The following is a 15,638-nucleotide window of genomic DNA, read 5'->3' as shown; positions in this document are numbered from 1 at the left end:
AATCTGACCTCAGATGTCCGGCAAACAGGGAGCAGTAAATGAGCGACTTTCCGGCTTTATCAATCGGCATGCTTTTGTTTCCGCAACTTACACAATTGGATCTGACGGGGCCGTTTGAAGTCTTCGCCAGAGCACCGGGGGCCAAAATCCATCTTATCTGGAAAACGTCGGATCCCGTGACGTCTGACCGGGGCATGCGTATTTTACCTACGCATACATTTGAAAATTGCCCTGAACTGGATGTCATCTGCATCCCCGGTGGGCCCGGCCAGATAAAACTGATGTCCGATGATGAGACGCTCACTTTTATTCGCCATAAAAGTGAAAATGCCCGGCTGGTGACTTCCGTATGCACAGGTTCTCTTGTGCTTGGCGCAGCTGGCCTGTTACAGGGGTACAAAGCCACGTCCCACTGGGCTTCGCTTGACCAACTTACCTTACTCGGTGCCGAGCCCGTGAATGAACGCGTGGTCAGGGATCGCAACAGGATTACCGGTGCGGGAGTAACATCAGGCATAGATTTCGCTTTAAATGTCATTGCCGATATTTATGGCAACGACATAGCGCAAGGTATTCAGTTGCAAATGGAATACGACCCTGAACCGCCCTTTTTATCAGGTTCTCCCCGTGTTGCATCCGCGAAACACGTTGAGCAGGCCAAAAAAAACATGGCCTCCTTTATTGAGACAAGGCGCCTCGCGACAGCCGCCGCAGGGCTTAAATTACCCAAAGGCTAGTTTATTCATACACAGATACGCTAAGTTTTCAGCGAGTTGGATAAACTGTGAACTGTCGCCCTGCAAGTAAAGCCCGGACGTGGTTAATAGAGGATGTCGCCCGAAATCAGGCTTAGCTAACAGGATGCAGCATGGAAAATTACGCCAACAAAAGCGGTGATTCACAGGTTGTCAGCTTCCAGATTGATGCCAATTCGATTAAAGTCCGCTTTAAAAATAATCACGTTTATCTTTATGACATCCGTCATCCCGGCCCTGAACATCTTGAAAAGATGAAGGAACTGGCGCGTGCTGGCTGGGGATTAAATACTTATATCGAAAGCGAAGTGAAAACTGATTTTTCATCCAAAGTATTCTGAAGTTTCCGGGGCGTCCGTGAGCCGGTCGCCCCTCAGAGCTCTCCTGAATTACAGCTTATTAACATTCATCTGTGACAACATCATAAAACCTCGCTAGTCTTCGTAAAAAGCCCAATGTTTTCCCGGAGCATCACCATGACCCGCAAAATTGTTCAGCAATATAAAGCTTATCGCGATGATATTCGTGATCTGCAAACCCGCCGGCCAGTCCCCGGACCGCAGCTCGAACAACTCGACCCTTTCCTGTTTCTCAATCATCACGGTCCGCAGGTGTATGCGCCGGATAATCTCGGTCTGCCGTTTGGTCCGCATCCGCACCGCGGGTTTGAAACCGTGACCTTTATTCTCCGTGGTGAGCTGGCACACAGCGATACCGGTGGTCATGAAAGTATTATCGGCCCCGGCGGTGTGCAATGGATGACAGCCGGTTCCGGCCTGATCCATTCTGAACTGTCTCCGGAATCGTTTAAACGTAGCGGTGGCGAACTGGAAATCCTGCAACTGTGGATTAATCTCCCTTCACGTTTGAAAATGACAGCACCGGGCTATGTTGGTTTACAGGCAAACGAAATCCCGCAGATCCCGCTGAGCAAAGGTCAGGGTACGGTCAATCTGATTTCCGGCAGCGTAGCAGGCGTCACCGGCCCGATCGCATCACTCACCGGCGTAACCATGATGACGGTAGAAATGACAGCGGGAAGTGAAGTGACCTTACCGGCACCCGCTGCGCGACAGGTGTTTCTGTATACCGTGAAAGGCCGCCTGACGATTGAGGGTGACGAGGCGCAAGCCTGGCATCTGATTGAGCTGGATAACAATGAAGATCGCGTCATCATTACTGCAAAAGATGACGCTACGTTCCTGTTCGGCCATGCCGATAAAATCAATGAACCGGTGGTGTCACACGGGCCGTTTGTGATGAACACCACACAGGAAATTAACCAGGCAATTCTGGATTATCAGGCCGGGAAATTTGATGTGAAGTTATGACAGGAAAGTATAAACAGCAAAAAGGCACCGAAAGGGTGCCTTTTTGCTGTTTAAGGTTATTCAGTCACGGGCTGCCTGCATAAAACGGGCGCGCCAGGGTTTCAGTACCCAGAGTGCCAGAATGGCCGTGACAAAATCCAGCGTGATGGCACAGGTGAATACAACGTTCCACCCTCCCGTGTGCTGGTAAATCAGTGCCGCAAGCGGGCCGCCAAAAATGGATCCTATGCCCTGCGACATATACAACCAGCCATAATTGGCTGTGGCATTCTGACTGCCAAAGGTGTCGGTCAGCGTTGACGGGAACAAGGAAAAAATTTCTCCCCAGCCAAAAAACACCACACCGGAGAGCAGAACAAACAAGACAGCATTGTCGCGGCACATCAGCCATAAAATCATCGCACAGCCTTCCAGCGCAAATGCGATAAACATCGTCTGCTCACGACCAAATTTATCCGAAATAAAACCGAAAAGCGGACGTGTCAGCCCGTTGGTAAAACGGTCAATGGTCAGTGCGAGCGGCAATGCAGCCATGCCAAACACCACCGCCTCCGTGATACCAAAATCATGGGCAAACACCGCCATTTGCGATGTAACCATCAGCCCTGAAGTCGACATCATCGCCATCATGAAAAACATCAGCCAGAACAGGGGCTGCCTGAGCATTTGTTTCGGACGGTACTGTTTGCCTTCCGTAACCATGACCGGCACATCCTGACGCTCGCTGAGCGACGGCGGCAGCCGTAATCCCTGGCTGGCCAAAAAACCAATGACAGCGAAAATAACGCCAAAGACAATCAACGTACTTTCCAGCCCGCGACTGGTCAGTGACGTCGAAACCGGGAACGTGGTCAGAATTGCCCCCATGCCGTATCCGGCTGCCACCATTCCCGCCGCAAAGCCACGTTTATGCGGGAACCAGCGCACCATCAACCCGACGACACCGACATAAACAATGCCGGTACCCAGTCCGCCGATGCAGCCATAGACCAGATAAAGGCCGGCAATGCTGCTGACTTGTGAGGCCAGTACCCAACTGAACCCTGATAACAGCGTGCCGATTGAAATCAGTTTCCGCGGGCCAAAACGTTCAATCAGGCTGCCCTGAAAAGGAGAAAAGAAGGTCTGCAGAATAATCAGTAGCGAGAACGTAACCTGTAACTCTGCCAGCGGAACCCCCAGTTTAAGCGCGAGCGGTTTAGTCAGCAGAGTCCAGACATATTGCGGACTGGAAATCGCCGCCATGCAAATCAGCCCCAGCACTAACTGCCGCCACCGTGCGCCAGCCGCGATTGTCATGGGCATATTCAATGTTGTCATTCGTCGTCTCCCTTATTTCCTGTCAACGCCAGCCAAAGATTTTTAACATTGCTAGCAAGAAATAAGTTCTCAGCAACAAACATGCCACATTGATTCGATAGGTTTTTCAGGTAATTACACCTGCCCTGTCCGACCGACAGTCATAAAGATGTCACGCCGGTCTTGCAGAATGTTCACCTGTGGTGCAGCAGGTGCAAAAAAAGAGCCTGCTTTTCGGGCAGGCTCTTTTTGCGTTTTGTTTGCGTTTTGACAAGCGGGACAGCACTTAGATTTTCAGTTTCACATAATCAATCGCACGGCTGATGATCCCGCCCTGGGCAACATCTTCCAGCGCTACCAGCGGCACGGTTTTGATGACTTTGCCGTTATCCACGATATTGATACTGCCGAGCGCCTGGCCTTTCTTCAGCGGTGCGTCAATTTGCGGATTACTCAGCACATACTGGGCTTTCAGTTTATCGGCATCGGCCTGCGGCACACTGATAAACACATCACTCAGGGAACCGACTTTGACCTGTGAATTCGCACCGAACCACACGTGTTCGTTGGAAACGGTCTGATCAGCTTTGAAAATCTGTTTACTGGTGTATTCGCGGAAACCCCAGGTCAGCAGTTTGCGCGCCTGTTCTTCGCGCCCTTTTGCACTTTTACCCCCCATCACAACAGCGATCAGACGGCGGTCACCCTGTGTTGCAGAGGCAATAATGTTGAAACCGGCGCTTTCGGTGTGACCCGTTTTCAGGCCATCCACCTGCAGGTTTTTATCCCACAAAAGTCCGTTACGGTTTTGCTGAGTGATGTTGTCATATGTCAGCGACTTCTCGGCATACATATGATATTCCTCGGGTTCCCCGCCGATAATGGCGCGGGAAAGTTTCGCCAGATCGTAAGAGGTGGTGTACTGCCCCGGCGCGTCCAGGCCATGTACCGTCTCGAAATGGGTATTGGTCAGGCCCATGCTGACCACGTACTGATTCATCATTCCTACGAATGAATCCTGGCTGCCCGCCACGTAATCAGCCATGGCTACGCAGGCGTCATTACCAGAAGTAATGATAATGCCACGGATCAGGTCACGTACGGTGACATGGTCGCCCGGCTTGAGGAACATCAGTGAGGAACCGGCCAGACTTTTATTACCGGCGACCCAGGCTTCCTGCGGAACGGTCACCACGTCATCCATGGTGATTTTTTTATGATCTAACGCGCGGTCAATGACATAACCGGTCATCAGTTTGGTCAGACTGGCCGGGTTACGGCGTTCATCCGGATTGCCGGCGGCCAGCACATCACCACTGGCATAATCCATCAGCACAAAAGACGCTGCGTCAATGCTCGGTGGCACGACAGGGAAATCCAGTGGTGCGATAGCTTTCGCACTGCCTGCGGAGAACATCAATACACAAGATAAAACACTCATTACACTACGTTTCACTGAATCTTCCTTAAACGCGCCATATTGCCGATCTATTAACAGACGGGGCAATATATCAAAAACCTATGGGATAAAAATCTGCGGCATAGGTTGCACTAAAACCCCCGTCAGAAAAACCCTTAGTCTTTTGCTAACCATTTCATAGTGAAACGGTTCTGTTACAACTTGCGTTAATTTTCACCAAAAACCTCATCCGCCGCTGCAATCAGGTTTTGTTATCGCAACACGCTGTTTTCATAACAGATCAAATACAGGGATGAACCCCTTTTCTTTCAGGGAATTTCCGTTATTCCCCGATATTTTATTGCGATAGAGGATTTCTATCGCTCCATCACAGCATTCGATTAGACGTTCTTGCATGCCCCTCCTAAACTTGTGACATAAAATTAACAATCCGGATAACAATTCATCATCCGGTTTGTTCACAGACAAAACAAAAACCACCTGCGAAGCATAACTATGAAATTCAAAACTGAGATCAAACCCTACCACGGCGCGGCCGGCGGTTGGGGTGCACTTGAATCAACCACCCGTTTCGTCTTCGACAGTAAGAAAGTCCTTTCAAACTTACGTAACCTGATGCGTGTTAACAAAGGTCGAGGTTTTGACTGCCCGGGTTGTGCCTGGGGGGATGATAATCACAGTACTTTCAGCTTCTGCGAAAACGGTGCGAAAGCCGTCAGTTGGGAAGCCACCCGTAAAGCCGTTGAACCCGAATTCTTCGCTCAACACAGTGTGAGCAAACTGCGTGCGCAGAGCGATTACTTCCTCGAATATCAGGGTCGTCTGACCCATCCGATGCGTTATAACCGCACCACCGACCATTACGAACCTATCAGCTGGGATGCCGCATTCTCACTGATCGCCAGTCATCTGAATGGACTGGAAAGCCCGGATCAGGCGGATTTCTACACCTCCGGTCGTGCGAGTAACGAAGCCTCTTATTTGTATCAGGTGTTCGGCCGAATGTTCGGGACGAACAACTTCCCTGACTGCTCAAACATGTGCCACGAAGCCAGTGGTGTTGGTCTGAAACAAAGTATCGGCGTCGGTAAAGGCACCATCCGCCTGGATGATTTTGAGAAAGCCGATGCGATTTTCGTCTTCGGTCAGAATCCGGGCACTAACCACCCGCGTATGCTGCACAGCCTGCGTCATGCGTCCGACCGTGGTGCAAAAGTGGTCAGTTTTAACACCCTGCGTGAACGGGGTCTGGAGCGTTTCGCTGATCCGCAAAAACCGCTGGAAGTGGTGACACCGAAAGCCGGTCGCATCAGCGCAGCCTATTATCAGCCAAACCTTGGCGGTGATATGGCCGCCGTACGCGGAATGGTTAAAGCGCTATTGCAGACTCACCGCGAACGTATTGCTTCCGGCCAGCCTTCCCTGTTTGATGAAGAATTTATCGCAGCCCACTGTGCCGGTGTCGATGAGTATCTGGCTGTGGTCGATGCCACCAGCTGGGAAAAAATCACTGGACAGTCAGGTCTGAGCGAACAGGACTTGCGCGAAGCGGCATCTATTTATATGAATGCAGAACGTGTGATTTGTACCTGGGCAATGGGTGTGACGCAACATAAACACTCCGTACCGACCGTGCGTGAAATCACCAACCTGCAACTGTTGTTTGGTCAGCTTGGCAAGCCTGGCGCCGGTTTGTGTCCGGTTCGCGGTCACAGCAATGTGCAGGGTAACCGCACCATGGGTATCGATGAAAAAGCGCCAGCCGCCCTGCTGGATGCGATGGAAAGCCACTTCAAATTCACGCCACCGCGTGTACCGGGGCACAACACGGTTGAAGCACTGGAAGCCATGCTGCGTAAAGAAGCCAAGGTCCTGATCTGCCTCGGGGGTAATCTGGCGGCGGCGGCACCGGATACGCCACGTACCGAACAGGCGCTGAGCAATCTGGAACTGTCAGTTCAGATCAGCACCAAACTAAACCGTACGCACCTGACACCCGGCGCAGAAGCGCTGATTCTGCCAACGCTGGGCCGTACCGAGCTGGATATGCAGGCAACCGGTTCGCAATTTATCACGGTTGAAGACTCCTTCAGCATGGTCCATGCCTCCGAAGGTGTGGGGATCCCGTTATCCAAAGAGCAGCGTTCGGAAACGGCAATTGTCTGCGGTATCGCCAATGCCGTTCTGGGTGATAAATACCTTGACTGGATGGCGCTGGCTGACGATTACAATCTGATCCGTGATCATATTGAAGCCACCATTCCGGGTTTCAAAGATTTCAATGCGCGCTGCGATATTAAAGGCGGTTTCTATCTCGGTAATGCGGCAGCAGAACTGAAATTCAACACCCTGAGCGGTAAGGCGAATTTCAGTGCATCACCGTTGCCAGAAGTGTTGATTCCGATGGGCGACCGGAATGCACCGTTCACCCTGCAAACGTTACGTTCACACGACCAATATAACACCACCATTTACGGCCTTGATGACCGTTACCGTGGCGTTTACGGTCAGCGTGAGGTGCTGTTTATCCACCCGCAGGATCTGGCGGATCTCGGCCTGCAAGACGGCGAACTGGTAGAAATCGAAACGCTGTGGAATGACGGTATTGAGCGTAAAGTCACAGGTTTCAAACTGGTCAGCTATGATATTCCACGCGGTAACCTGGCGGCCTATTATCCGGAAACCAACCCGCTGGTGCCGATGTCCAGTTTTGGTGATCAGACCCACACCCCGACCTCGAAAGCTGTGCCGGTGACTATCCGTCGCTGCCAACCAAAAGTTGACCTGCAACGTATCGCATAAGTGTTACTTGCGAGACATCGCGCAAATCTCCCCTTTCGCTTCAGGGTTATGAGGCGAAAGGGGCAGATGCTGCTTGCCCGAAGGGGCCAGATCGCGTAAAACTGTCTGCCGCTAATCGAGCCACATTAACCCCCAATTCTCTGGACGATATGTTTCAAGATAACCCGCTGCTCGCGCAGCTAAAACAGCAACTTCACTCTCAGACTCCACGTGTTGAAGGCATCGTGAAAGGCACTGAGAAAGGCTTTGGCTTTCTTGAAGTAGAGGGTCAAAAAAGCTATTTCATTCCCCCTCCGTACATGAAAAAAGTCATGCACGGGGATCGCGTTATCGCTTCACTGCAAACCGAAAAAGAGCGTGAAGTCGTCCAGCCGGAAAAGTTGGTTGAACCTTTTCTCAGCCGTTTTGTTGGCCGTGTAACGAAGAAAGATGACCGCCTTTCTGTCATTCCTGATCATCCTTTATTACGTGATGCTATTCAGTGCCGCGTTGCCCGCAATATCAATCATGAAGTGAGCGACGGTGACTGGTGTGTGGCTGAGATGCGCCGCCACCCGCTGAAAGAAGGCGACCACAGTTTCCAGGCTGAAATCACCGAATGGATCACGACCGGGGCCGACGAACTTGCGCCGTGGTGGGTGACGCTGGCCCGTCATAACCTCGAACGTGAAGCGCCAAAAACGGATATTGCCGAACTGCGCGATGAAGGTCTGACCCGCGAAGACCTGACTGCCCTGCCATTTGTCACTATTGACAGCGGCAGTACGCAGGACATGGATGACGCACTGTATGTTAAAGACAACGGTGACGGCACCCTGCAAATGACTGTCGCGATTGCTGACCCGACGGCTTACGTCAGCGAAGGCAGCGATCTGGACAATATTGCGAAAAAACGCGCCTTCACCAACTATTTGCCAGGCTTCAACATCCCGATGCTGCCGCGCGAATTGTCCGATGATATCTGTTCACTGTGGCCGGACGTCAGCCGTCCGGTTCTGGCGTGTTCTGTTACCGTGGGCACTGATGGCTCACTGGGCAGCGACATTCGCTTCTTCGCCGCGACTATCGAATCAAAAGCCAAGCTGGCGTACGACGACGTGTCTGACTGGCTGGAAGCGGATGAGAAAAGCGAATGGCAACCGGCCAGCGATGTGATTGCCTCCCAGATCCGTCTGCTGAAACGCGTCTGTGACGTGCGCAGTGCATGGCGTACCGAGCATGCACTGGTGTTCAAAGATCGTCCTGATTACCGCTTCGTGCTGGGTGAGAAAGGCAATGTACTGGAAATCATCGCTGAGCATCGCCGTATTGCCAACCGCATTGTTGAAGAATCGATGATTGCCGCCAACGTCTGTGCAGCGATTGCCCTGCGTGACAGCCTCGGTTTCGGCGTTTACAACGTGCATACCGGTTTTGACCCGTTACTGGTTGAAAACGCAATCACCGTGTTGCAGGCCAATGACGTTGAGGCTAATGCTGAAGAACTGCTGACCCTGCCAGGTTTCTGCGCACTGCGTCGCAAGCTTGATGCTTTACCCACGCAGTTCCTTGACAGCCGCATCCGCCGTTTCCAGACCTTTGCGGAAATCAGCACCACACCAGGGCCGCACTTCGGTCTGGGCCTGGAAGCTTACGCCACCTGGACATCACCTATCCGTAAATACGGCGATATGGTGAACCACCGTTTGCTGAAAGCGATGATCCTGCAACAGTCTGCTGAAAAACCTCAGGATGACATGACCCTTCAGTTGGCAGAACGTCGCCGTGCTAACCGCATGGCCGAACGTGACGTCGGTGACTGGCTGTATGCCCGTTATCTGGAAGATAAAGTCGGTACTGAGGTTAAGTTCAGCGCCGAGATCATCGATGTCACGCGCGGCGGCCTGCGTGTCCGTCTGCAAGATATCGGTGCCGTAGCATTTATCCCGGCTCCGTTCCTGCACAGTGTGCGTGATGAGCTGGTCTGCAGCGCAGAGACGGGCACCGTGCTGATCAAAGGTGAAGTGGCCTATCGTCAGAGTGACATCATTGATGTGAACATTGCGGAAGTCCGCATGGAAAACCGGAATGTGATTGCCAAACCGGCAGTTTAAGGTTTCGCTTTCAGCGAAGATAAAAAACCGGTCATTTGACCGGTTTTTTTATGTCCTAAAGCGGCAGTGCTGAGAAAGTGCTCTGTTCGCTCCTCCCCCTTCGCAGGGAGCCAGCCCGTTATCTCAGATCTGATAGTCAATCACCGGTTCGCCGCCCGTTGCAAACACCTTCTCTTTAATCTCATTGACCGACAGCCCCGGATTACATAACTCGATAAATCGCCAGACGTAGTTTCTCTGCAACTGGGCTTTCTTCAGCCCCAGCCAGACCGTATTGGCTTCAAATAAATGTTCCGCGTTGATCAACTGAAGACCGGTATCACGGTTGGCTTCAAATGCTTTATCAGCCAGGATCCCTACGCCCAGTCCCAGCTCGACGTATGTCTTAATCACATCAGAATCCTGCGCACTCAGCACGATATCAGCGGTCAGTGCGGCACGGCTGAAAGCCTCATCAAGACGGGAACGTCCGGTGATACCCTGACGATAGGTGATCAAAGGCTGTTCGCTCAGATGCTGTAACGTCAGCGGGTGTTGCAGCGTCAGCGGATGCCCCTGCGGTACCACGATGGCATGATGCCAGCGGTAATAAGGAAATGCGGCGACTGACGGATCATTCATCAGCCTTTCACTGGCGATGGCCACATCCGCCTGCCCGCTGAGCAACATTGCCAGCACTTCCTGTGGTGAACCCTGATGTAACTCGAGACGGACCCCCGGATAAATCGCACGGAAGGCTTTGATAACTTTAGGCAAACTGTAACGTGCCTGAGTGTGAGTGGTGGCGATGGTCAGCACACCCGCGTCTTCTTTGGAGAAAACATCCGCCAGACGCCGGATATTCTGCGCCTCGTTAAGAATTCTCTCGGCGACTGCCAGCAACTCTTTACCCGGCTCAGTCAGCCCCAGTAAGCGCTTTCCACGACGGATAAATATCTCAACGCCCAGCTCATCTTCCAGCTCGCGGATATGACGGCTGACACCTGACTGCGACGTGAACAGCATGTTCGATACTTCTGTCAGGTTGTAATTGCATCGCGCTGATTCCCGTATAATTTTGAGTTGTTGAAAGTTCACCGCAGTCTGCCTCTTTGCTTGCCGAAAACCCTATTGTTACGATCTGTTGCTATGCCAGACAAATAAGAAAAAGCGGTTACTTATGCTTTTTACGACTATAGGAGACAGGCGATGATTTTTGACGATCGTAAAAAACGCCGGTAACCGGCGTTTTCAGGTTTTAAAACCTCTCAGCAACATGCTAACAATCCGCAGATTACTCTGGCACCGGCGTCATGACCGGTTTCCCGCTAAAATGAGCCTCAAGGTTTGCCAGAACCAGTGTCAGCATGTTTTCGACGGATTCCGGCGAACGACCTGCAACATGTGGCGTGAGCACCAGATTATCCAGCGTGAACATTTCCGGCGGAACCTGCGGCTCACCGTCCACCACATCCAGCGCGGCACCGGCGATGGCATTATTGTGCAGGCTGGCAATCAGTGCGGCACTGTCCACCACGCTTCCCCGCGCGATATTAATCAAAAAACCTTCAGGCCCCAGCGCATGTAGCACCGCGGCGTCCACCAGCCTGACAGTGTTTTTGCCGCCCGGCGTCGCCACCACCAGATAATCAGCCCATTCAGCCAGATCCGTGGTCGTGAGGAAATAACGGTACGGGCTGTCTTCCTGTTGCCGCCGGTTGTGATACCCAATCTCCATATCAAATCCGCCTGATGCGCGGCGGGCAATCAATGCACCGATGTTACCCAGGCCGATAATACCCAGACGTTTACCCGCCATTCCCGGTGTATTCCAGCGCGTTTTTTTCCATTCCCCCGTGCGTACGGCGGCATCAAATTGGGGAATTCTTCGGGTAATAGCCAGCATCAGGGCCAGCGTATGGTCCGCCACTGAGGCGTTATTGGTGCCGGGGCCATTGGTGACATGAATACCCCGTTGTCTTGCTGCAGCGACATCAATATGTTCAAAGCCCACTCCCTGCGCACAAATGATTTCCAGTGCCGGTAACACCTCCATTTCCGTTGCGCTTAATCCGATGCTGCCAATGGTTAATACCCCGCGGATTTGCCGGGCGATCTGCGGATCAAGGTTTGCGCGCTGTTCAGGCGAGGTCGCAAAATAAAGGCAAAAACCGGCGGCCTCAAAACGGCCAGGATAGTCAGCATCAAGTTCAATATGGCTGAGCAACGCAATGGTCATGGAGTTTCCTCGGGATAATGTCAGTCAATCACTAGCAGGCTAGCTTTTTCGCTTTCACTATCAACGATGCGCTTTCCCTTGTACAGCTTTTCGGCGGTTTACAGGAGAAGTTACCAAGTCCGGTCTACACTGCTTGTTATCGTCTGCATGCACGCAGTCGACCCCTTCGGCAATTTTTGTCAGATTTCCCTGAAACGGAGTGACGTCAAGTATGGCAAAGGCCCGATCCAGCAAGAAGATAAGTAAGCCTGTTGTAACAACGGAAGAAACCCGCACCATTCCGGCACATTTACAGGTTGATATTGCAGTAGATGAGTTTGGCGTGCGGATTATTGAGCCTTACAGTGATGGTGAGATTGTTCGCAGTTTCGATTCCGGGCACACCACACGGGTACGCGAAGGATTGCCGGTGCCACTGGGTGCGACCTGGGACGGACTGGGCGTCAATTTCGCGCTGTTTTCAGCTAACGCCACCAAGGTTGAGCTGTGTCTTTTTAACGAAGACGGTGAGCAATACGATGTCATCGAACTTCCGGAATATACCGATGAAGTCTGGCACGGTTATCTGCCGGATGCCCGTCCCGGCCTGCTGTATGCCTATCGCGTACACGGCCCCTATGCGCCGCACGATGGCCACCGGTTTAATCCCGCCAAGTTACTGCTCGACCCTTACGCCAAACAGATTGTCGGCGAACTGAAATGGGACGATGCGCTGTTCGCCTATGACCTGCAAAGCCCGAAGAAAGATTTGCACATTGATAATACTGACAGCGCCGCGTTTTTGCCTAAATGCCGGGTGATTGATCCCGCATTCTCATGGGCCCGTTCCCGAAAAAGACACATTCCCTGGGAAAAAACTCTGATTTATGAGACCCATGTCCGCGGTTATACCATGCGCCATCCGGCAGTACCCGAGCATCTGCGCGGCACGTTTTCCGGCATGAGCACGCCACATATCGTGGACTATATCCGTTCTCTCGGCGTCACGTCTGTCGAGCTGATGCCTGTTCATGCTTTTACCGATGACCGGCATTTGCAGGATAATGGTCTGCATAATTTCTGGGGCTATAACACGCTGAGTTTCTTTGCGCCGCATCCGCAATATATGGCGACGCAAACCGTTAATGAGTTCAAACAGATGATTGCCACCCTGCATGCCGCAGGCATTGAGGTCATTCTGGATGTCGTTTATAACCACACCGCCGAAGGTAACGAGCTGGGTCCGACGCTGTCTTTCAAAGGTATCGACAACGCCAGCTATTACCGGCTGATGCCGGACAATAAGCGTTATTACATAAACGATACCGGTACCGGCAATACGCTCAATCTCAGCCATCCCCGCGTATTACAGATGGTCACCGACTCGCTGCGATACTGGGCAACTGAAATGCAGGTCGATGGTTTTCGCTTTGATCTGGCAACCATCCTAGGACGTGAAAGCTATGGTTTTGATGAGGGCTGCGGCTTTCTCGACACCTGCCGCCAGGATCCTATCCTCAGCCAATGTAAACTGATCGCCGAACCCTGGGATTGTGGCCCCGGCGGATATCAGGTGGGCGGCTTCCCGCCAGGCTGGATGGAATGGAACGACCGGTTCCGTGACACGGTGCGTAAATTCTGGCGTGGCGATGAAGGTCAGCTGGCGCAGTTTGTTACACGACTTTCCGGTTCAGCAGACTTGTTTAATCACCGGGGCCGCAAGCCTTATGCTTCCGTGAATTTCATTACTGCCCACGACGGTTTCACGCTCAATGACTGGGTGTCGTATGCCAATAAACACAACGAGGCAAATGGCGAAAACGGCGAAGATGGCAGCGATAACAACATTTCCGCGAACTATGGTGTGGAAGGCCCGACTGACGATCCGGCCATCAATGAACTGCGACAGCGGCAAATGCGCAATATGCTGGCGACGTTGTTGCTTTCTCAGGGGACGCCTATGCTGCTTGCGGGTGATGAGTTTGGCCGCTCGCAGAACGGAAATAACAACGCCTATTGTCAGGACACGGATATTGCCTGGGTAAACTGGGATATTGGAGACAAAGGCAAGGCGCTGTTGCTATTCACCTACCGGCTCATTGCTTTGCGTAAACGCTTCCCGATATTGCACCGGGGACGCTTCCTGACTGGCGCGCTGCATGAAAAACTGGGAGTGAAGGATGTGAGCTGGTTCCAGCCACAGGGGCAGGAAATGTCCGATGCAGCCTGGAAAGATCCCCATGCCAAATGCATTGCGATGTTGCTCGATGGCCGTGCCCAGCCGACCGGTCTGGTGCGGCAGGGCTCGCTAAGCACGGTACTGCTACTGTTCAACGCGTCACATGAAGACGTGGTGTTCACGTTGCCTTCGGTGGCGCATGGTGAAAGCTGGCGACATATTTTCGATACCTTCCAGCCGGATGACATCAACGAGCATAACTTTGAATTTGGCCGCGAGTACATCTGCACGTCCCGCACTGTGGTGTTATTCGAGCTGCTCAGCACCGCGAAACACTAAGGTTTTGGCGCGGCTTCAGATTAATAAGCATCTGAAGCCGCGCCTGCCGCCCTGCTGCGTAAAGTGCACAGTCATGCCTTCAGACAGCCCTGTCCCGCCAGGCTTTGCATCCGAAAACGGCACGGTGAGCCTTAGCCTGAAACCTACTCCGGGTCTTTCAGATAGGCTTTGAATTGCTCAGACATGTAGCTTTTAAACGTGTCGCCGTCTTTGGTGATGAGGTACACCGCCAGATGTTGTTGCTCTGCCAGCGCCAGCGCTTTACGGGTCCCCAACACCATCAGGCCAGTATCCCAGCCGTCCGCTTCCAGCGCCGTCGGCGCAATCACTGTCGCCGATACCAGTTTGTGCGTGATCGGCGAACCGGTCGCCGGATCAATGATGTGCGAGAGACGTTTGCCATTGAGTTCGTAATAATTACGATAACTGCCGGAGGTGCTGATCCCCATGCCCTGTAAATCAACAATCGCCTGTACCGCCGTTTCTTTATCAGTTGGTTTCTGAATTGCCACCTGCCAGGGTTTGCCCTGCGCGTTATGCCCGCGGGAAACCACCGCGCCACCAACTGACACCAGATAATTGCTGATGCCGTTACCTTCTATTAAACGTGCCAGATGATCAGTCGCGTAGCCTTCGCCCACGGTCGAGAGATCAACATACATACCGGCTAAATCTTTTTGAAGGTACTGTCCGTCACTTTGCTGGATCACTTTAAGATGCTGTAAACCGGTGCGGGCGCGGGCGGCATCGATTTGTTCCGGCGTCGGGATTTTTACCGGTTGTTTGTCCGGCCCGAATCCCCACAGATTCACCAGCGGGCCGACAGTGATATCCATCGCGCCGCCAGTGAGTCGGCCAATCCGGAGGGAGGTGACAACCGCATCCGCCATCCCCTGACTGACGGGCTGCGGCACGTTGCCCTGATATTGATTAAAACGCGACAGTACAGAATCATCTTTGTAAGTCGACAACTGGTGATCATCTTCCTTGAGCTGCATTTCAATTTGTTCACGCAGCGCCGGTTCCCGGTTTTTATCCACGCCAGCCAGACTGACACGGTAAAACGTACCCATCGTTTTGCCCTCAATCACCAGTGGCTCAGGAACATTGCGATCGCAGGCAGATAAAAGGCTGACGCCGCACAACACAAGTGTACAGCGCAGGTAAACCGGTTTTAAGAACATGGATATAACTCGATTAGGTGCCCGTCACCGGGCATGAAA

11 protein-coding genes are annotated in these 15,638 nt (G+C 52.5%); 6 read left to right on the top strand and 5 right to left on the bottom strand.

Going from position 1 to position 15,638, the window contains the following annotated elements; genetic code table 11:
• The first annotated feature begins 38 nt into the window (after positions 1–38).
• The 3 genes from EVX52_RS04595 to EVX52_RS04585 all read left to right on the top strand — a co-directional run bounded on the left by EVX52_RS04595 (position 39) and on the right by EVX52_RS04585 (position 2,086).
• The gene (locus EVX52_RS04595; protein WP_129990704.1) at positions 39–737 is read left to right on the top strand and encodes a DJ-1/PfpI family protein; all 699 of its coding nucleotides are present in this window, start codon (positions 39–41) and stop codon (positions 735–737) included.
• Between the two features lie 131 nt (positions 738–868).
• Positions 869–1,096, top strand: coding sequence for a hypothetical protein (locus EVX52_RS04590; RefSeq protein WP_015697366.1), 228 nt, complete (start codon positions 869–871; stop codon positions 1,094–1,096).
• Positions 1,097–1,231: 135 nt separating this feature from the next.
• The gene (locus EVX52_RS04585) at positions 1,232–2,086 is read left to right on the top strand and encodes a pirin family protein (RefSeq protein WP_129990703.1); all 855 of its coding nucleotides are present in this window, start codon (positions 1,232–1,234) and stop codon (positions 2,084–2,086) included.
• Between the two features lie 60 nt (positions 2,087–2,146).
• On the opposite strand, the gene oxlT is transcribed toward EVX52_RS04585, so the two are convergent.
• Complete coding sequence (gene oxlT, locus EVX52_RS04580; protein ID WP_129951315.1) at positions 2,147–3,406, bottom strand: oxalate/formate MFS antiporter; 1,260 nt, start codon at positions 3,404–3,406, stop codon at positions 2,147–2,149.
• A gap of 265 nt (positions 3,407–3,671) precedes the next feature.
• Positions 3,672–4,841: a serine hydrolase gene (locus tag EVX52_RS04575; RefSeq protein ID WP_129951316.1), complete on the bottom strand. Its 1,170-nt coding sequence runs from the start codon at positions 4,839–4,841 to the stop codon at positions 3,672–3,674.
• Positions 4,842–5,300: 459 nt separating this feature from the next.
• On the opposite strand from EVX52_RS04575, the gene EVX52_RS04570 reads away from it, so the two are divergent.
• Positions 5,301–7,607: an FdhF/YdeP family oxidoreductase gene (locus tag EVX52_RS04570; RefSeq protein ID WP_129951317.1), complete on the top strand. Its 2,307-nt coding sequence runs from the start codon at positions 5,301–5,303 to the stop codon at positions 7,605–7,607.
• Between the two features lie 149 nt (positions 7,608–7,756).
• Positions 7,757–9,700 carry an exoribonuclease II gene (locus EVX52_RS04565; RefSeq protein ID WP_129951318.1) on the top strand — a complete coding sequence of 648 codons (1,944 nt, stop codon included), beginning with the start codon at positions 7,757–7,759 and terminating at the stop codon, positions 9,698–9,700.
• Between the two features lie 123 nt (positions 9,701–9,823).
• Here EVX52_RS04565 and cbl read toward each other — a convergent pair whose 3' ends face one another.
• Positions 9,824–10,777 carry an HTH-type transcriptional regulator Cbl gene (cbl, locus tag EVX52_RS04560; protein WP_129951319.1) on the bottom strand — a complete coding sequence of 318 codons (954 nt, stop codon included), beginning with the start codon at positions 10,775–10,777 and terminating at the stop codon, positions 9,824–9,826.
• Between the two features lie 196 nt (positions 10,778–10,973).
• Positions 10,974–11,918 (bottom strand): 2-hydroxyacid dehydrogenase, encoded by a 945-nt coding sequence (locus EVX52_RS04555; protein ID WP_129990702.1) that lies wholly within the window; start codon positions 11,916–11,918, stop codon positions 10,974–10,976.
• 211 nt (positions 11,919–12,129) lie between these two features.
• On the opposite strand from EVX52_RS04555, the gene glgX reads away from it, so the two are divergent.
• The gene (gene glgX / locus EVX52_RS04550) at positions 12,130–14,415 is read left to right on the top strand and encodes a glycogen debranching protein GlgX (protein ID WP_129951321.1); all 2,286 of its coding nucleotides are present in this window, start codon (positions 12,130–12,132) and stop codon (positions 14,413–14,415) included.
• 143 nt (positions 14,416–14,558) lie between these two features.
• Here glgX and apbE read toward each other — a convergent pair whose 3' ends face one another.
• Complete coding sequence (apbE, locus tag EVX52_RS04545) at positions 14,559–15,599, bottom strand: FAD:protein FMN transferase ApbE (RefSeq protein WP_129990701.1); 1,041 nt, start codon at positions 15,597–15,599, stop codon at positions 14,559–14,561.
• Between the last annotated feature and the right edge of the window lie 39 nt (positions 15,600–15,638).

The sequence above is a fragment of the Rahnella sp. CFA14(1/10) genome (genome assembly GCF_004195095.1).
GTDB lineage: Bacteria > Pseudomonadota > Gammaproteobacteria > Enterobacterales > Enterobacteriaceae > Rahnella > Rahnella perminowiae.
Note: the sequence above shows the minus strand (reverse complement) of the source record. Positions and strands in the feature narration are given on the sequence as shown.

What these genes read in the sequence shown, in the direction of transcription:
- EVX52_RS04595 (WP_129990704.1), top strand. Translation starts at nt 39, where the DNA reads ATGAGCGACTTTCCGGCTTTATCAATCGGCATGCTTTTGTTTCCGCAA.
- EVX52_RS04590 (WP_015697366.1), top strand. Translation starts at nt 869, where the DNA reads ATGGAAAATTACGCCAACAAAAGCGGTGATTCACAGGTTGTCAGCTTC.
- EVX52_RS04585 (WP_129990703.1), top strand. Translation starts at nt 1,232, where the DNA reads ATGACCCGCAAAATTGTTCAGCAATATAAAGCTTATCGCGATGATATT.
- oxlT (WP_129951315.1), bottom strand. Translation starts at nt 3,406, where the DNA reads ATGACAACATTGAATATGCCCATGACAATCGCGGCTGGCGCACGGTGG.
- EVX52_RS04570 (WP_129951317.1), top strand. Translation starts at nt 5,301, where the DNA reads ATGAAATTCAAAACTGAGATCAAACCCTACCACGGCGCGGCCGGCGGT.
- EVX52_RS04565 (WP_129951318.1), top strand. Translation starts at nt 7,757, where the DNA reads ATGTTTCAAGATAACCCGCTGCTCGCGCAGCTAAAACAGCAACTTCAC.
- EVX52_RS04555 (WP_129990702.1), bottom strand. Translation starts at nt 11,918, where the DNA reads ATGACCATTGCGTTGCTCAGCCATATTGAACTTGATGCTGACTATCCT.
- glgX (WP_129951321.1), top strand. Translation starts at nt 12,130, where the DNA reads ATGGCAAAGGCCCGATCCAGCAAGAAGATAAGTAAGCCTGTTGTAACA.
- apbE (WP_129990701.1), bottom strand. Translation starts at nt 15,599, where the DNA reads ATGTTCTTAAAACCGGTTTACCTGCGCTGTACACTTGTGTTGTGCGGC.